This window comes from Nostoc sp. (genome assembly GCF_036919895.1).
Lineage (GTDB): Bacteria > Cyanobacteriota > Cyanobacteriia > Cyanobacteriales > Nostocaceae > Nostoc.
This window is the reverse complement of record NZ_JBALBW010000021.1, coordinates 1-16,837: the sequence shown is the minus strand read 5'-3', so window position 1 is coordinate 16,837 and position 16,837 is coordinate 1. Positions and strand designations below refer to the sequence as shown.

The 16,837-nt window shown below is 40.1% G+C and carries 17 protein-coding genes; 11 read left to right on the top strand and 6 right to left on the bottom strand.

Translation table 11 applies throughout. The annotated features are described in order from the left end of the window. Positions 1-499: 499 nt before the first annotated feature. From V7K55_RS03060 to V7K55_RS03030, 7 genes are all read left to right on the top strand, one after another. Complete coding sequence (locus tag V7K55_RS03060; protein WP_334828066.1) at positions 500-877, top strand: hypothetical protein; 378 nt, start codon at positions 500-502, stop codon at positions 875-877. Positions 878-887: 10 nt separating this feature from the next. Next, positions 888-2,990: a caspase family protein gene (locus tag V7K55_RS03055; RefSeq protein ID WP_334828064.1), complete on the top strand. Its 2,103-nt coding sequence runs from the start codon at positions 888-890 to the stop codon at positions 2,988-2,990. Positions 2,991-3,520: 530 nt separating this feature from the next. Then, entirely contained in the window at positions 3,521-4,021 is a 501-nt protein-coding gene (locus V7K55_RS03050; protein ID WP_334828063.1) for an alpha/beta hydrolase, read from the top strand. Positions 4,022-4,125: 104 nt separating this feature from the next. Continuing rightward, complete coding sequence (locus tag V7K55_RS03045) at positions 4,126-4,299, top strand: hypothetical protein (protein ID WP_334828061.1); 174 nt, start codon at positions 4,126-4,128, stop codon at positions 4,297-4,299. A gap of 35 nt (positions 4,300-4,334) precedes the next feature. Beyond that, on the top strand, positions 4,335-4,463 hold the full coding sequence (locus V7K55_RS03040; protein WP_334828059.1) for a hypothetical protein: 129 nt from the start codon (positions 4,335-4,337) through the stop codon (positions 4,461-4,463). A 12-nt stretch (positions 4,464-4,475) separates the two neighbouring features. After that, positions 4,476-6,608 (top strand): glycoside hydrolase family 10 protein, encoded by a 2,133-nt coding sequence (locus V7K55_RS03035; protein ID WP_334828057.1) that lies wholly within the window; start codon positions 4,476-4,478, stop codon positions 6,606-6,608. Between the two features lie 442 nt (positions 6,609-7,050). Further along, the gene (locus V7K55_RS03030; RefSeq protein WP_334828055.1) at positions 7,051-8,361 is read left to right on the top strand and encodes an efflux RND transporter periplasmic adaptor subunit; all 1,311 of its coding nucleotides are present in this window, start codon (positions 7,051-7,053) and stop codon (positions 8,359-8,361) included. A 282-nt stretch (positions 8,362-8,643) separates the two neighbouring features. Here the strand turns inward: V7K55_RS03030 and V7K55_RS03025 are convergent, their stop codons facing one another. Next, a complete protein-coding gene (locus tag V7K55_RS03025) occupies positions 8,644-9,588 on the bottom strand; it encodes a DNA polymerase III subunit delta' (RefSeq protein ID WP_334828114.1) in 945 nt (314 codons plus the stop codon). 342 nt (positions 9,589-9,930) lie between these two features. Between V7K55_RS03025 and V7K55_RS03020 the strand changes: the two genes are divergently transcribed. Next, a complete protein-coding gene (locus V7K55_RS03020; protein WP_334828053.1) occupies positions 9,931-10,500 on the top strand; it encodes a DUF411 domain-containing protein in 570 nt (189 codons plus the stop codon). Between the two features lie 104 nt (positions 10,501-10,604). Here the strand turns inward: V7K55_RS03020 and V7K55_RS03015 are convergent, their stop codons facing one another. The 3 genes from V7K55_RS03015 to V7K55_RS03005 all read right to left on the bottom strand — a co-directional run bounded on the left by V7K55_RS03015 (position 10,605) and on the right by V7K55_RS03005 (position 12,697). Beyond that, complete coding sequence (locus V7K55_RS03015) at positions 10,605-11,549, bottom strand: tetratricopeptide repeat protein (RefSeq protein WP_334828051.1); 945 nt, start codon at positions 11,547-11,549, stop codon at positions 10,605-10,607. A 248-nt stretch (positions 11,550-11,797) separates the two neighbouring features. Then, positions 11,798-12,190, bottom strand: coding sequence for a hypothetical protein (locus V7K55_RS03010; RefSeq protein WP_334828048.1), 393 nt, complete (start codon positions 12,188-12,190; stop codon positions 11,798-11,800). A 300-nt stretch (positions 12,191-12,490) separates the two neighbouring features. Continuing rightward, positions 12,491-12,697 carry a hypothetical protein gene (locus V7K55_RS03005; RefSeq protein ID WP_334828046.1) on the bottom strand — a complete coding sequence of 69 codons (207 nt, stop codon included), beginning with the start codon at positions 12,695-12,697 and terminating at the stop codon, positions 12,491-12,493. 517 nt (positions 12,698-13,214) lie between these two features. On the opposite strand from V7K55_RS03005, the gene V7K55_RS03000 reads away from it, so the two are divergent. Together V7K55_RS03000 and V7K55_RS02995 are read left to right on the top strand one after the other, a co-directional pair. Further along, positions 13,215-13,676, top strand: a complete 462-nt coding sequence (locus V7K55_RS03000; protein WP_334828044.1) for a hypothetical protein — start codon at positions 13,215-13,217, stop codon at positions 13,674-13,676. Positions 13,677-14,079: 403 nt separating this feature from the next. Further along, a complete protein-coding gene (locus V7K55_RS02995) occupies positions 14,080-14,478 on the top strand; it encodes a DUF4112 domain-containing protein (protein ID WP_334828042.1) in 399 nt (132 codons plus the stop codon). A gap of 56 nt (positions 14,479-14,534) precedes the next feature. On the opposite strand, the gene V7K55_RS02990 is transcribed toward V7K55_RS02995, so the two are convergent. Together V7K55_RS02990 and V7K55_RS02985 are read right to left on the bottom strand one after the other, a co-directional pair. Next, positions 14,535-15,026 carry a DUF1499 domain-containing protein gene (locus V7K55_RS02990; protein WP_334828040.1) on the bottom strand — a complete coding sequence of 164 codons (492 nt, stop codon included), beginning with the start codon at positions 15,024-15,026 and terminating at the stop codon, positions 14,535-14,537. Positions 15,027-15,279: 253 nt separating this feature from the next. Beyond that, complete coding sequence (locus V7K55_RS02985; RefSeq protein ID WP_334828038.1) at positions 15,280-15,726, bottom strand: DUF1269 domain-containing protein; 447 nt, start codon at positions 15,724-15,726, stop codon at positions 15,280-15,282. A gap of 548 nt (positions 15,727-16,274) precedes the next feature. Here V7K55_RS02985 and V7K55_RS02980 point away from each other — a divergent pair. Continuing rightward, on the top strand, positions 16,275-16,538 hold the full coding sequence (locus V7K55_RS02980; RefSeq protein ID WP_334828037.1) for a hypothetical protein: 264 nt from the start codon (positions 16,275-16,277) through the stop codon (positions 16,536-16,538). Positions 16,539-16,837: the final 299 nt, after the last annotated feature.

The following is a 16,837-nucleotide window of genomic DNA, read 5'->3' as shown; positions in this document are numbered from 1 at the left end:
TTTGAGAGTGAATATTCTGTGTACACACAACTTTTAATCGTAGTAAGGTGAATTTTATGCTTATTTACTTAGACATAAATTTTATATTTTTTTCCTTAGCGTAGCGCCTTCTCTACAAAAGGCTCTGCCAACTGCATAGTTACGCTGCATGTAGCCCATTCTGACTTCTGAATTCTTTTTTAATCTCGCCGAATTATCTACTGAGAAAGCATTCAAGCTTTTTGAGAAAGTCAAATTTTTTATATGACACCCCGCAGCGATACCTACGGCTGGCTACGCTCTTGTATTGCTAAATTAACCAAGTAAATCAAAATGAAGCCTAGCTTGCTGTGGTCAGCGATAGTATCTATTTTTACTTTGCAGGATGCTTCCTACTCCTAGCACGCTATTTATATCGTCAAAATACCTATTTACGACAATCCAGACCGGAATTATTACTAGTTGGATTGTATCAGATACTTATGATAGTTTAAGCATTAACCACAATTAGAGGTTGAAAATGGCGAGTACATCCAACGTCCAGATTAACATCGCCCTGCGAGAGGCTGGTTTAGATGACGATGAACTGCAAGCCCAAACGCAGAGACTATTGCAACAGATGCTAGAACTGGACGAAGTGGAAGATGCTAGTCTTTTCCGGGAAGCAGAAGCACCGGCAGGGAGCAAGTCATTTACAGGGCTGGCTGTGGGTTGGCTAACAGCGCAGGTGAATGCCAAGAATATTAAAGCACTGATGGGATTTTTAAGCGATCGCCTTGGTAGCAAAACTATTGAACTAGAAATCGAGGCTAATGGCAAGAAACTGAAAGTCAAAGCCAGCAGCCGGCAAGAGTTAGAAGCAGCAATTGAAGCAGCACAGAAGTTTGTAGCAGGGTAAAGTATTTCAAATGGCAAAAGTAGCATTGCTGATTGGGGTGAGTGAGTATGAGCCTGGGTTAAACCCGCTACCTGCTGCTGTCAAAGATGTTGAAGCGATGCAGCAAGTGCTGTTACACCCAGAAATGGGCGGCTTTACTGAGACAGATATTATGATGTTAAAAAATCCCCAGCGCCAAGATATGGAGGAAGCAATTGAAAGTCTCTTTGCCCATCGTCAAAAAGATGATTTGTTAGTTCTCTTTTTCTCCGGTCATGGCATTAAAGATGACACGGGCAGACTTTTCTTAGCAACCCGCACCACACGCAAAACTCCCAGAGGAGATTTAATTCGTTCATCAGCAGTAGCAGCCAGTGTTGTCCATGAAAGCATGAGCCGCAGCCGTTCTAAGCGGCAAGTTGTCATTTTGGATAGTTGCTTTAGTGGTGCTTTTGCTGAGGGTTTATCAGCCAAAGACGACGGGACTGTAGATATCCGTGAGCAATTAGGCGGAGAAGGGCGAGCGGTTCTCACATCATCTAGTTCAACTCAATATTCTTTTGAGCAGCAGGGGTCAGACTTATCAATTTATACCCGTTATTTAATAGAAGGAATTACAACAGGTGCAGCAGACTTAGATGAAGATGGCGTTGTCTCCATTGACGAGTTGCATGAGTATGCCAGCCGGAAGGTTAGAGAAATGCAGCCGGCGATGAAGCCAGAAATCTACACAAGTAGAGAAGGCTTTAAGATTCGACTTACAAAAGTTCCTCAAGGCGATCCTAAACAGAAGTATCGCAAAGAAGTAGCACGATACAGTAATCGTGGAGATGTTACTTTTGTGGGTCGCAAGATTTTAGATGCACTCAGGAATCGCTTAGGAATATCCGAAATAGAAGCAACTGCAATTGAAGATGAAATGTTAGTAGTTGCTCGTCAAGAATTTCGAGAAAAGTTACACCGATATGAAAGAGACTTCACAGAGGCACTACAGCAGCAAGTAGCTCTCAGCGAAGATGATATCAATATGCTACGTCTGAATCTTCAGCAAATTTTGGGGCTGAGGAATGAAGATACAATGCCAATTGAGGCACAGGTCACTACACGAATTGAAGTTTATAAGCAGTATCTACAACAGTATAGGCAGTCGTTAGCTAAAGCAATGCGACAAGAGTATCCCCTAAGTCAATCTACTCGCCATCAATTGCAACAGATGCAGCAGGAATGGCAACTTAAGAATGAGGATATAGCTGCAATTGAAAACAGCCTTACAGCAGAGGTGAAGGCATATCAACAAAAGTTACAGCAGTATGAGCAAATATTTACAATAGCAGTGCAGCAGGAATATCCTTTGAGCGAAGCAAAGCATAACCAACTGTGGCAACAGCAGCAACTCTTAGGTTTAAAAGCTGAAGATATTCAGCCAATTACAGCCCGAATTACAGCAGAGATAGAGGCATATCAACAAAAATTGCAGCAGTATGAACAAGTAATAACTCAAGCAATTGAGCATCAGTACCCGTTTACAGAAGAGATTCGTGAAGAGTTAAGGCGATATCAGCGCGTTTTAGAACTTGGTGAAGAAGTAGCACAAATTGAAGAAAAACTTGTTCGAGAAAGAGAGGCAAATCAACCTCAAACTAATCCTAATTTGTTGCCTCAACTAAATCAGCTAGTTCAGGAATCAAAAGTTAGACCAAAACAAGAGCAAATAGAAGGATTAGAACCAGATACTTTATATATTTCTGCTAATTTAAACTTATCCAGTAAACTACATCAGCAGACAGTTCAACATTCAAAGTCCCAACCTCGACAAAATAAGTTGTTCATAGGTATTGTAGTAGGAGTTTTATTTGTCTCTGCAATTTCAACTTATCTGCTTATAAAGTCTGCTGTAAAGATACCTGTGCAACCTCAATATTATGGAGAAACACAGCCACCTACAGGTATTGATAAAGACAGGTGGCATCAATGTCGAGTTGTTCAACAAGTTGTTCTGTACGATGAAAAAATACCAGGAGCTAAATCTAAAGCTCAAAATTATAAAAGTGAAATTCGCTTACCACCAAAGGGTCAAAGTAGTATTTGGAATAAATATAGTTGTTATAGTATTCCCAAAATTTATGATTGGTAGGCATCACTGTGCACACATCACATTTCAACTTTTGATTTAATATTACTTGGCTGATTTAATCGACCAGAGTTAAAATCACTATTTTCCACCAGAATAGAATAGATATCGCCAAGAGATTGGCTAGTAATTTGGCAAATAATCAGGTCATTTCCTTGAAGATTAGCAATAAATAACTAAAAAGCAGGTCTGCTTTTTGTTTCAGTTAAGCCTGAAAATGGAAATGAAACAATAACAACATCACCTTTTATAAATCCTGCCATGCTGCATCTTCTTGTGATCTTAACCAATCTTTTTGCAATGATGATTCACTATCCTAGATCCCCGACTTCTTGAAGAAGTCGGGGATCTGAGCCTTTCGGTAGAGAGAGGCGGACAAATGTATGCCTATACTACAGCAGTAATTTTTGTAAAATAATATAATGCTTGGGCATTTTTTGCCTAGGTAATATCCACATCATTAAGATTAAAAGTTCGACAAAATGCAGATTTATCAAATTTTCAATCGATTAAACAACAGGAAATTCACTAAATTGCTCAGTCAAACAGTGGCTTTAGGCTTAGGTGCTATTGTTCTCCTCTCAAGTACTAATGCCAATGCTGCCGAGCAAGTTGTTTTAAAATATGGTACTTTTCGGGGGCAAATCTCTGTTCAAGAATTAAGTCAGTTTACAGAAACTGGCAAGACTACCCCGACATTACAAGCTTATTTAGAGGCAGCCAAACAAGACCCAGAAATAGCTCGTAAGGCACTGAAAGCCCCAATAAAAGCCGATCCTGCTTTTTTAAATAACTTGCTGTCTAGCTGGGCAGGGCCAATTTTAGTTAACCAAATTGGTGAGGTAGTTCACCCTCCCGTAGGACAACTAGATCAGCAGGCGCTGCGAAGTGCTTTAAGTGCATCTATTCAACAAAATGGTGAAGTTACACTGCTTGGAGCTATTCAGAATTATCCTAATACTTCTGTCGAACTTGAAGGCGATCGCCTCATCTCTGTTTATGAACGCCTAAGTGGTCTTGCAAAACTCTTATGAGGGCTAGTTACTGCTGAAATTTAATACCCATGAGTCTATCTTAGGGTTCTATGCTGTGACTGATGAATTCCCTAACGTAATTGTAGAGTTAGGGAAAAGTTTATATGACAACTGACATTTCTAGAAATACTAACAAAGATGTTAATGGAGCGCTGATAACTGGTGTTCTACTGAGTATTGTGGGGGTGATTGCGATCGCAGCGCCTAATTTCACCACTCTATTCGCCGAAACTTGGATTGCAGCAATTTTGATTTTCGTTATCGCGTCTCTTGACTGAACCGAACAGTATCGAGAGTCGAGCAAGTGAGTCAGATGGAAAACCAATTCCCAATTTCCAAACAAATTTTACAAGATATTGCAGCAGCGATGCCTACGGCTGGCTATGCCTACGCCAAGAAAATTGCTAAATTAACTAAGGAAATCAAAATCAAGGCCAGCTAGCTGCAATCAACAATGGTATCTATTGCTACTCCCTTCTCGGATATTCAAAACCATTGGGCACGCTTATTTATTACAGCCTTAGCCCAACGTGGTATTGTTAGTGGGTTGCCTAACGGCACCTATCGCCCCGATAACTCACTCACTCGTGCTGAATTTGCCGCCATCGTCGCCAACGCATTTAGGACAGTTACCAAGAAGCGTCAATATATCCCCTTTGTTGATGTTCCAACTAGTTATTGGGCAGCAGGCGCTATTCAAACAGCTTACGAAAAAGCATTTATAAGCGGGTTTCCTGATAAAAGTTTCCGTTCCGCTAACCGAATTACTAGAGTGGAAGTTTTAGTTTCCTTGGTAGCAGGCTTAGAAATTGCCACCAAAATAAAACCTGACCTCCTCTCAGCACTCCCACAAATTTATCAAGATTATATTCAAACTCCTGAGTATGGTAAAAATCAGGTAGCCATTGCCACTAGTGCAGTATTGGTGGTTAGTTTCCCAAATATCAAATTACTCAATCCCAATCTTGCAGCTACCCGTGCAGATGTGGCAGTGATTATTTATCAAGCTTTGGTGTATTTAGGTCAGGCAGAAAAAATAGCTTCTATTTATCTAGTACAGCCACCAATACCAACACCGACACCAATACCAACGCCAACACCGACACCAATACTGACACCGACACCAATACCGACACCAACACCAACACCGACACCAACACCAACGCCAACACCAACGCCAATACCGACAGCAGCAGGTAGCGTTAGGTTAAATCATATCAGGGAATTTCGGGGGGCGTGGGTTGTATCTGTGTGGAATGGTGATTGGCCTTCAAAAGCAGGACTTCCTGTTGCTCAACAGAAAGCTGAACTCACCGAGATTATTACTAAATTACAAGCACTAAACTTTAATGCCCTGATTTTCCAAGTGCGACCGGAGGGAGACGCTTTATATGAATCGCAATTAGAGCCTTGGAGTGCTTGGATTACAGGAACTCAGGGGAAAGCACCAGAACCATTTTACGATCCTTTAGCGTTTGCGATCGCAGAATGTCACAAGCACAATATTGAACTTCATGCTTGGTTTAACCCCTACCGCGCCAGCACTTCCACCGACCCAGCGAAAACAGTCCGTCCCCACATAGCAGCTACTAATCCAGAAAGCGTTTATTTGTGGAAAACTCAACGCTGGATGGATCCAGGACTAAAAATAGTTCAAGACAGAGCTTACAACGTAATTCTTGATGTAGTGAAGCGCTACGATGTTGATGGCATTCACTTAGATGATTATTTCTATCCATATCCCATCGATGGGCAGTCTTTCCCCGATGAAAAAACATACTCTGTATATAAAGCAGGTGGTGGTACACTCCCCCTTGGCGACTGGCGACGGGACAATGTTAACAGAATGGTACAGCGCCTCTACCAGGGAATAAAAACAACCAAACCCGACGTAAAATTTGGTATTAGTCCCTTTGGGATTTATCGCCCCGGACAACCCACTGGGATTACTGGGTTAGATGCTTACAACGTGCTGTATGCAGACTCGAAAAAATGGTTAGAAGAAGGCTGGATTGATTATATTGCGCCTCAACTTTACTGGCGTACAGACCAACCACAACAAAGTTATTCCGCGTTGCTACAGTGGTGGACACAGGTAAACACAAAGCAAAGACACGTTTACGCTGGTAACAATTTGACAGAACCAAGCAATAAGAGTCGAGAAAGTGATGAGATTGAAAAGCAGGTGAAAATTAGTCGTAGCCAAGCAGGACGTTTGTCACTGGGGAATATCTTCTTTAATCTCGCTGTTTTGACGGAAAATAGTCAGGGCATAGCTGATAAATTCCAAAGTCTGCTTTATAACAAACCTGCGCTACCGCCAACTTTGCCTTGGCAAGATACAACACCACTACCTCCACCTATTGGATTACAAGTCAATAACCGCAAACTGAGTTGGCAGCCTGGAGATAATCAGCCAGTTCGTTCTTGGACACTTTATCGGCAAACTGGCGATACTTGGACAATTCAACGAATTTTGTCTGCTGGTACAACCTTTGCTACCGTCCAACAAGCGGGAACTTATGCCGTATGTGCGGTGGATAGATTGGCGAATGAGAGTGCGGGAACAGTAATTACAGTGAGTTGAACAAAAATGCTGCATCTGAGTGCGATGTCTACGACAGGTTACGCCTACGCATTCAGATGCAAAGCGCTCGCTCGCTGTTATCCTATTGTTTAGTATGAGTGCGATCGCATTCATAAGTCTGATAGGACAGACTTTAAAGGGATTAAGCTACGTTAAATTTAATGCATTTTTATTGACTTATATATTGATTAAAGCAGGAATATCACTGAGTTTGTGCGGTGGAATAATGGGTATGCCAGCATCACCAAATCTTGTCCATAATAACAGGATGGAAAATTAGGGATTCACCTTTGGGTAGATTTAGACAGAATCATCAAAACTGTATATTTGGATGGGATAACACATAATTTGTCACAAAACCTCATGCTAAATCAGTAATTTCAATATCAACAGATGAAATTTTGATGTAATTCTACTTAATTGTTCCTTATCCTCATAAGCCATGACATCCCCTGAGCCTCAAACTGATTATGGAGACAAAACTCCACAAACCTCATTTGAGCCACCTTCTGGAAAACGGCGGTGGCTTTGGTTACTTTTACTTGCACTACTATTGTTAGGGGGCGGAACAGCCCTAGTTTGGCGTTTACTCACTCCCCAAAATTCAGCGCCTGCAACTGCTAACACTCAATCTCAAGGGGTAAGAGTCAAAATATCCACAGTCCAAAGCGGCATAATTGAGGAAAGTTCAGATTTTATTGCTAGCCTGAAGTCCCAGCGCTCAATTATCCTCCAGCCGAGGATTCAGGGTCAAGTTACCCAAATATTTGTCAAATCGGGAGATTTAGTCCCCGAAGGAGCGCCAATTATCCAAGTAGATCGTACACCACAAGCTGCGATCGCTCCTAACAATGCCGCGCCTCAAGCATTTTTATTGCAACTAGAAAATGCCCGCACTATACTCAAATCTCTGGAAGCCCAACGTTCATCCTCCGTTGCGAATGTGCAATTGGATCAGCAGACCTACGAAAAGTATTCCATTCTAGCTGAACAAGGAGCCGTCTCTCGACAAACTCGCAATCAGCTTGCCGATCGGCTCGCCAATGCTAAGACTAGTCTTGATGCAATTGATTCCAGGATTCAAGCACAACGAGCCAATATATTGCAAGCTGAAAAAACCTTACAGCAAGCTAATGTAAATACTCAAACACAACAAATCCAGTCCGACAAAATTACTGCTCCTTTTAATGGCACAGTTGGTAACATGGCTGTGAAAGTAGGCGATTTAGTTAATACTTCCACACAATTACTTAATCTCACCCAAAATCGACCTTTAGAAGTCAATATCTCTGTGCCACTACAGCAAGGGCCGCAATTGCGTAAGGGAATGCCAATGGAAGTTATGAATACACAAGGTCAAAAACTCGGTAGAAGTAGGGTATTTTTCATTGCGCCTAGTGCTAATAATGAAACACAAGGGATACTTGTTAAAGCACTTTTCGACAACCCGAACGGTCAGCTACATGCAGATCAATTGGTAAGAGCTAGATTATTTTGGAATCAGCGCCCCGGAATTTTAATTCCCACACCAGCAATGACTCGTGTAGGTGGGGACACTTTTGTTTATGTAGTTGAAACAGAAACATCTCCCCAAGGTGGATCTCAAGAAGTCGCTCGGCAAAAGCGCGTGAAACTAGGCGAAATCAAAAATAATAATTACCAAGTGATTGAAGGATTACAGCCAGAAGATAAAGTTATTATCTCAGGGTTGCTCAATCTTAGAGATGGTGTTGCGATCGTTCCAGAATCTTAATTCAGGATGAGGGTATACATAATGCCCAATGCTCAACATAACAGCGATCGCTAAATTTAACCTTGGTATAGTACTTTAACAGCAGATAATCAGTTAGGTGAATCAAAAAACTAGATTAATCTATGTCATCAGAAGAAGATTTTGACGCGATTTTTGCCATTAACGTTAATGGCACTTTTTTTACCTGCTAACAAGCCGCGCAACAGATGGCAGAAAGGGGACGGATTATTAACTTTTCGTCATCAACTACGGTAATGATTTAAGTAATATAGGACTCCTATTTTATTTTTGACACATAGATAAAAGCAGACATTCCCAAACTAGCTTGGGTTGAGCGTAACTAAGCAAGTATTTGCGAGATTGTTCTAGCTGGTTAATAATACTGGGTTGATGCCAGCGCTGCCAGTAGAATTGCTGAAGATAATCAACTAACCACAGTTGAGCTTCTGTATCTAAATCTTTATCAATTTTTTTGGCTAACTCCAAGGCTTTGCGGTATGAAGCAGGGGCTTTTTTCAAGTCTTCGAGTAACTCAGGGGGAATAGCTTGTAATTGCTCGTAAGATGCGATCGCACTTCCCGCACTACCAGCTGCTATACTCAGTACTGCCTGATTTTGCAAAATTCCTTCATGACCTGTTTGTGTAAGTACAACAGCCAAAGACTGGGCATCTAAGCGATAAAAAGGAATGCGTTGACAGCGCGACACCAAAGTTGGCAAAACAGACTCAGGTGTAGGTGCAATTAAAATTAACGTCGCCTGTCCCGGTTCTTCTAAGGTTTTAAGTAAAGCATTGGCTGCGGCTTCTGCCATTGTTTGGGCTTCTTCCAACACCACCACATTTCTTGGTGCTTCCAAAGGCGGCCGACTCAGAAACTCGGTAATTTCCCGAATTTGTTCTAGCCGAATTACAGGTGGGGCTTTACGCTTAAGTCCTTTCTCAGCCGCTTCTACTGCTGTTAATCGTTGTCCTTGATATTGGTATGTCGGTTGCACCCATAACAAAGCTGGATGGTTCCCCTGACGCAAACGGTTTTGTAAAGTCGCAGTGACTCTCATCTCACTAGAAAATAGCAATTCTACAAAGCACCTTGCTGCTAAACTTCTTCCTACACCATCTGGCCCCACAAATAGATACGCCGGAGCAACCCGGTTTTGTCTGACAGCCTGAGTGAGTAGTTCTATACCTTGTTGTTGTCCTATAAGTGGTGCAAATGGGTTAATAATTTAGTACCTTCGTCAAAAAAAGAGGATGAAAACATAGATATGTGTAATCTATCTATGGTTTTTTATAACGACACATCAGAAGCTACAAAAAGCTGTATATTTTAATATATTACCATTTTTCCAATTTTTTCGACCGTAAATAATCGCTCTGACAAGATTATTTTATTATTTGTACTTGTCTATTTCATCCACATTTAATTCATTCAAATTTTAATTTAAAAACAAGTTTGGGAAGTGTCAAAGAGCGATGTCTAGCGACAAGCCCCACGCGTCTACACATGTTTGCAGTTATGATGACTAATAAGGAATAGCTTTTGCTTTATCGGATTTAGGAAGCCTTAGATGTTGCACAAACAGTTTATTTATTGCTGGCAAAAATGGTTACTTCCCGTGTTAATCCGTGCAGTGCTAACAATTTGTCTCACAACAGGAGTGTTGGGGATCTTGGGAAGCACTGCTTCTATGAGTAATGCTCAACTGGTAAGTACCACTAAGCATATCCAGGATAAACAGACACCATCAAAACCAATAGCGCTAAATGCCACTGTATATCACAGTCCCGATTGTAATTGTTGTGGCGGGTGGATTGACCACTTAAAGACACAAGGTTTTCAAATTACAGACTTTCCCACGCCTGACATTGAAACAGTTAAACAAAAGTATAACGTGCCGGATAACTTATCATCTTGCCACACAGCAATTGTTAATGGATATGTCATCGAAGGACACGTCCCAGCAAATGATATTAAACGTCTGCTTCAAGAAAAGCCAAATGTTGCTGGTTTATCTGTTCCCCAAATGCCTATAGGCACTCCTGGGATGGAGATAGGAAATCAAAAAGACCCGTTTACTGTGTTTACCTTCGATCGCAATAACTCAGTTGCGGTATTCAATAAGTATCCGTCCTCTTGAGATATTCAGAGGATATTTTAAAAGTGGGTTTTCTAATCTATTTTGACGATTAGAAATTACCTAATGCTTTTAAAACATCCTCACACTATCTAGAGACATCTTAACTAGTTATAACCAGTTTTAAGTAACTGCGACAAATGACTAAACCATCTCCCAAACCAGAAGTGAGATGCTAGAGTGGAAATTTTTTGAGAAAGAAGCTCAATCGCATGGTTACAATCTTGCAGACTTGCATCAATTCCCATTGCGTGATAAATTTCGCGGGCATTGCAAAAGGCTTGCATTGCTTCTGATTTTCGATTAATTTTTTCTAACACCAAACCTAAATTAAACCAGGCGTTTGCTTCTGCATTTTGGTCATCAAGATTCCTTCTGATTTCTAATGAATACTGATGAAATTCAACCGATTTTTGATACTTTCCGAGAGCTTTATAAGCATTACCCAACCCACTTAAGGCCATGCCTTCGCCATTGCGATCGCTAATTAATCTTGCTAGTTCTAACCATTGCTGGTAAAACTCAATTGCCAGTTGGTACTGCCCCAATGATTCATAAGTATTGCCCAAACTTCCCAGGCAAATACATTCCCCAGTCCAATCGCCTATTTTCTTTGTTATACACAACCACTGCTGATAAAACTCAATGGCGCGATCGTATTTGCCCAGGTATTCATAAGTATTGCCCAAACTTCCCAAACAAATACCTTCCCCAGTGCGATCGCCTATTTTCCTGGTGATCCTCAACCACTGGTGATAAAATTCGATCCCTCGCTGGTATTTTCCCAGTGATTGATATGCGTTGCCCAGCCCAGACAAAGACTTGGCTTCCCCAGTGCGATCGCCTATTTCTCTCGCTATGTCCAACCACTGCTGATAAAACTCAATTGCTAGGTGGTATTCCCCAATTGAATGATAAGCATTGCCCAAACCTGCTAAACAAATGACTTCCCCGTTGCGATCGCCTATTTCTCTGGCTTTGTGCAAACACCGCTTTTCAAACTCAATGGACTCGATGTTATTTAGGCTCCCTGTTCTAATTACTTGTGTCATTCTCTATAGAAAACGAAATTTTTGCTTGATAGGCTGTTGATTATACAATTTTCTGTGCTTACAGCACAGAATAACAGAACTTATAGGCACAAGTTCTGTCAAAATATAGAAATCGTTCTTCAACATTAAAATTTCTTTTATACACAGTGTTCGCCGTGTGTAAAAGGCTTTTATTTATATTGGTAACAAGCGCACAAATACAGTATACTAATCAATTTCGCTTTTTAAAAAAATATAAGAAAAACCAATCAATCAGCAGCAGCATAATCGGGTAATGCGTTGAGTTGTAAATTAACAGCACTGAGATAATTTTGGTCGTTTAAAAGCTGTGATGGTAATTTATCTGCGTTAACAGCAGCCTTCACCAAATCTTTTGCCATAATATTTCTGTTCTGAGTTTCAAATACTAGTGTTTCTCCACTAGGAATACCGTGCTGCTTTAGACCTCCTTGATAAGCAAAAGTAACTAGATTGAACGGCTGGAAGTAATTAATATAAGTAGAGTTACTAGGTAAACTGTTAGAGTTAATAGCGATTGTTTCACTACTATTGTTAGTAGCTACTTGAGCTACAGCGATTCCAGGTACAAGAGTAATAGAAGCAAAAATAAGCGCAGAATTTATTAAAGTAGTGAGTTTCATAAGCTTATTTTTAGGTAAAATGCGATCAGTCTTCTTTAGTAATAGAGTCCTCTTTATTATTAATCTCAGCTTCCTTCAGTCAGGTCATCTGATCGGTTGATATATGACTCACCCAGAAGGGTGAGCGAATTGAGTGATAAAAAGTCCGTTAAATCCAGACACATTACATATAGTATTATTATCAGTTTGTATAATTAGAAACTCAAATACCTGCTGATGTCTAGCTAAAAAGGCGATCGCAGTATCAGAGATATCATCCTACTTTTCTCGCGAGGGTAGATTGCATAAAGCTTATGCAGCCTAAGTTTGAACTATAGAAGCAATGGTGGGTTTATTTAATAGAGAAGCGATCGCAGTTCCGTATGAGCGATCGCCATAATCAATCCCTAACCACAGGGATTGATTATGAGTATTATATTTGTCGGCACACTTTAACGATTGCAGTGCTAGCCCCCTCACCCCAACACTCTTAATACGTAAAAAGTAAGTAATAGCTCTACTTAGCATAAGTGAACAATCACCTCTGTAAATGAGCTTTTTTAAGTTTTCAGTCGTAAATGTAAACTACAAGGAGTATATTGTCAGTTTCACCTCATAAAAATGCATTTATCTCAAGAAATACTACTTATTAGTGAATTTACCACTCAACGTCAACTTCTAAATAACTGACCTCTCTACCGAACAACTAGCTGAAGCTCAAATCACCAAATATGTCCCCATTGGTCGCCCCAAAAGCGTCGCTATCTTCATTGACAGAGAATATCTTCGATCGGGATACCAGATGAAAATATTTTGTTATTTTGACACAATATCGACACAATAATAACATATCTAAAAAGTGAACAGTAAATTATAGTTTTAAATATTCAGCATAGTTTTTGCCTAATAACTATGCTGCTTATAAACCTAATTTTTCTTAATCGAGTATTAACCAAAGGAATACCATTGCATAACTTTTTGTAATCAAGTATTCTCCAACAGTTAATACTTAATTAAATAACTAAAAAATCAATGCGAGGTAACAGTGAAATTTTTTAACTTCTATAAAATTAGCTTGGCTTCAGTGTTGCTAGCTACCCCTTTATGTATTTTTTGTCTAAAAACACTTGCAAACACTCCAACTCCTCAAAAGCCAGGAGTTATTATTAATAGCGGTTCTACCAATGCTTGCGGCTATAGAATTCGCGTATTTCCGTCAGGGAAGGCGACTTACACTGTTTGCAACCGGAAAGGTGCAGGTGAAATTAAAGTGAACACAGCCACTAAATTTTTCAATGATATTTCAGTAGCTCAACCACTGTCAAAATTACCAAATATCTCATGTGCGAAATCTGTTTCGTTCGGGACATCAACTGAAATCAAGTATCAAGGACAAAAATCTCCAGATATTAGTTGTCCCAGTAATGATTCTAAAGTAACAAATCTGCATAATGATGCCGAAAGCATTCAAAAAGAATTGAACTTTTCAACTTCTAAAAATTCATAGTCAAAAGCAAACCTGATAGATAGTTCTCTCAATTTTTGTGTGAAGCTGTGGCTGAAAAATTGGAATATTGAGTAAATTAGCAACTCATATACGATTTCGTGTTTCATCTTTCAATGACATACTATACACCATATATATAGGATTCCTATTTGATTTCTGAACAAATCTCCGTATACTCATTTGTTCCCTGTTCCCTACCTACGCAGATAAGTTCAAGAATCAAAGCGGATTCCTATATTTAGGATTTTTCAAAAATAAAATTGGATTGTTATAGAGCGATCGCAATAAACTATATTATCCATATATCTGCTTTATGGGCAGTCGTCATCATTTTTCTTTCTAACGGTACAAGACAAAAAACTAAAAATGGTGGAACTTGAGAGTAGTGTAAATATCGTAAATTATGGACGCTACCAAACGCCTTGCTACTCTAAATCGCATCCGCAAACTTAGCCGGTTGATGGATACATCAATACGTATCCCTCTAACGGGTTTTCGGATTGGAATAGACCCAATTATTGGTTTAGTTCCGGGTGCTGGCGATTTAATCAGTACAGCGTTTTCAGCTTACATCATATTTTTAGCTACCCGTTTTGGCATCCCACGTAAAGACTTAGCCAAAATGATCTTTAATGTTGGTTTGGAAACAGTCGTTGGTACTGTGCCTCTTCTCGGTGATTTATTTGATGCTTTCTATAAATCCAATATTCGTAATTTGGCAATTTTGGAGCAACATCTGACAGTAGTTGAACCCGAACTAAAACAAGTGTCTGATGAGCTTTCCTCTGGTAAGTTCAGCTAAATTTAAGTTAGTTGCGATCGCATTCCTAATCTTGGCACTCCTGATGGCTAGCAAAATCAAATATTTAAATCTAAGAGAGCCAAACGAATTTGTTCCATACGCCTGCGGTTGACACCAAGATCCGACTCTCCCACGCGAGATGCAGAGCGCAAATGAATTACTGACTCGTTTGGAGGTAAATAAAACTCTACGTCATCAACAAATTTGAAGATGCGGCTTTTAGAAAGAGCATGAATGTAATTAGGAGTCTGTTCTACAATTTCTGTGCGTGGTACAACACTAATAACTTTTAGTAAGATTTCTCTAGCTGCATTGCGGTCTAGATGATAATTAATCGGGTTGATGGTATGTTTGGAATCTGCGTTTTGACTCACAACACAGTTATCTGAAGCCGGACAAGAACTAAGATGACCATTATCAACTCCCAAGCTAGAAGACGCAGCCCAAGTAGCAGCAGGAAATATTAAACTACCAATCAAAGTTATGAGTATTGCAAAGATGACACTCCGTAAGAATTGCTTTCGGAAGGTTTTTAGCAGATGTGACATGATAAATTAACTCCTCACGTTTAAATAGCACTCAATTATTTGCGGTAATTCTTGGATGAGCGTTGCGAGTTGTCGGTTCTGCTCTACACAATATCATCCATCCAACCGCATTCCTTCCACGCATTTAGCTAAGGCTACATCCCTCGACCACAGGAACTAGGGATATAGCTTCGCCGTAGTGCATGGTGTCTATATATCTACAGCTTATGCTCTGAGAGTTTTTTTACTCAACTGCCAATTTTTCAAACATCTTCTAAGCAGGACTGAGAGTTCTTTGCAAGTTATCAATTTTGTCTTGAGAAAAACTTGTTCTAATTAACTTTCCTCCAAAACGATTAAATTCTGCAATTATTTTCTCTAGATTATCGTTGCAAATTATAACAAACAATGATGAAGAATTTGGTTTTAAAGATTCTTCAACCTCTGTTAAAAAACTACCATCAAATACGCCCTCTTTAATAGTAAGAGCGCGATGAAAGAAAACTGCGCTGATGATTCCACCCCAGAGTTCATTACTCAGGTCTCCAGGTTCAACTAAATCGTGATATGGTTTAACCCTAATTTTGCCAGCCGCATTTTTGGTAATTACAACTGCATCTTTCAAATCTACTAAGTTTTCTTGCTCAAGTTTGAGTAGTTCTAAAAGTACTTCATCTGCTTTATATTTGTCATCAAAATTGACTACAACTAATTCACTCATAATCTCTTGGTATTGTAATTGTTTGAAAGAAAAATAACTTTTTACTGCATCTACATCTTACCTCATCAACTGCTTATTTTAGTTTCCGATACGTGCGATCGCTGCATTTACTGATTTGGCTAATTGGCAAAGGAAAAGTTAGACCAACGAAACCAAGTTTTAGGTGGAGTTTCAAGACTTGTGTGTACACCGTAGCCTTTTTAAGGGGGTTAGGGAGGATCGCTAAGTGCCTAAAATCACGGTGAAATACTTTTCAATCGCTCTTTCCCAACTTTTCCTCTCTGTGAGACACTGCCTGAAAGCTTGATTTACAGGAGAGCAACACCAGTAGGTGAGCGAGTCTTTCGATCCGCTACGCCAACGAGCGCGTCATATCCGTTTAAGACAACTAACTAAAACGTGACCAATAATTCAGATTTTCATTGACCATAAACCCACAATTATTAGTAGGGGTGTACTGCATTCCCTGCTGATTCCAGCTTTGACTCGCAAGAATTGGCTGGTATCAGCTTTGTTGTGGCCAACGTTATGAAAGTTTGATGGTATAGATGAATACAGGAATAATCGAGTCTTACAGTAACGGGTTTTTAGAAGTTGTACCAGAGAGCGATTATTGGCAGATTGTAGCTATACACATCAATGGCCAAGCCTACTGCCCTACTCCTCAGCTTTATCGTTCAGAAAAAGTGGCATTAGCAAAAGCTACACAGATTTATGATTGGCTAGCTGTCCATGAAGGAGAAATTAGCGATGGGGTTTGTAACTGCACTGAATTGAAACTCATTCTATGGCAGCAATCGAAAGTTTCTTAGCGCTCTTCTATGACTCTGGAGAGAGAATAATCCAAGCGATTAAAATCGCGGCTACACAAACAAAGTCCGCCTGCGCGGACTAACGCTAAAATAGGGTTTCAAATTTAATCTGACGAGAGTAATAAAAGAGCGTTAGTTGACCTTGTATTAATGACTTGCGTTGAGTAATAGAACACGAGATGCTAAAAATATAACCTCGCAAACTATAGCGGTTCCCATTCAGATGCGGTACAACATTACATCACCAGGTGTAGGGGCACGGCAGTGCCGTGCCCCTACGGGTGTACCTCACATAAACG

Excerpts from the sequence above, each read along its gene's own strand:
- V7K55_RS03020 (WP_334828053.1), top strand. The coding sequence starts at position 9,931 with ATGTTGCACAAACAGTTTATTTATTGCTGGCAAAAATGGTTACTTCCC.
- V7K55_RS03055 (WP_334828064.1), top strand. The coding sequence starts at position 888 with ATGGCAAAAGTAGCATTGCTGATTGGGGTGAGTGAGTATGAGCCTGGG.
- V7K55_RS03030 (WP_334828055.1), top strand. The coding sequence starts at position 7,051 with ATGACATCCCCTGAGCCTCAAACTGATTATGGAGACAAAACTCCACAA.
- V7K55_RS02995 (WP_334828042.1), top strand. The coding sequence starts at position 14,080 with ATGGACGCTACCAAACGCCTTGCTACTCTAAATCGCATCCGCAAACTT.
- V7K55_RS02985 (WP_334828038.1), bottom strand. The coding sequence starts at position 15,726 with ATGAGTGAATTAGTTGTAGTCAATTTTGATGACAAATATAAAGCAGAT.
- V7K55_RS03040 (WP_334828059.1), top strand. The coding sequence starts at position 4,335 with ATGGAAAACCAATTCCCAATTTCCAAACAAATTTTACAAGATATTGCA.
- V7K55_RS03045 (WP_334828061.1), top strand. The coding sequence starts at position 4,126 with ATGACAACTGACATTTCTAGAAATACTAACAAAGATGTTAATGGAGCG.
- V7K55_RS02980 (WP_334828037.1), top strand. The coding sequence starts at position 16,275 with ATGAATACAGGAATAATCGAGTCTTACAGTAACGGGTTTTTAGAAGTT.
- V7K55_RS03005 (WP_334828046.1), bottom strand. The coding sequence starts at position 12,697 with ATGCTAAGTAGAGCTATTACTTACTTTTTACGTATTAAGAGTGTTGGG.
- V7K55_RS03060 (WP_334828066.1), top strand. The coding sequence starts at position 500 with ATGGCGAGTACATCCAACGTCCAGATTAACATCGCCCTGCGAGAGGCT.
- V7K55_RS03035 (WP_334828057.1), top strand. The coding sequence starts at position 4,476 with ATGGTATCTATTGCTACTCCCTTCTCGGATATTCAAAACCATTGGGCA.
- V7K55_RS03015 (WP_334828051.1), bottom strand. The coding sequence starts at position 11,549 with ATGACACAAGTAATTAGAACAGGGAGCCTAAATAACATCGAGTCCATT.
- V7K55_RS03010 (WP_334828048.1), bottom strand. The coding sequence starts at position 12,190 with ATGAAACTCACTACTTTAATAAATTCTGCGCTTATTTTTGCTTCTATT.
- V7K55_RS02990 (WP_334828040.1), bottom strand. The coding sequence starts at position 15,026 with ATGTCACATCTGCTAAAAACCTTCCGAAAGCAATTCTTACGGAGTGTC.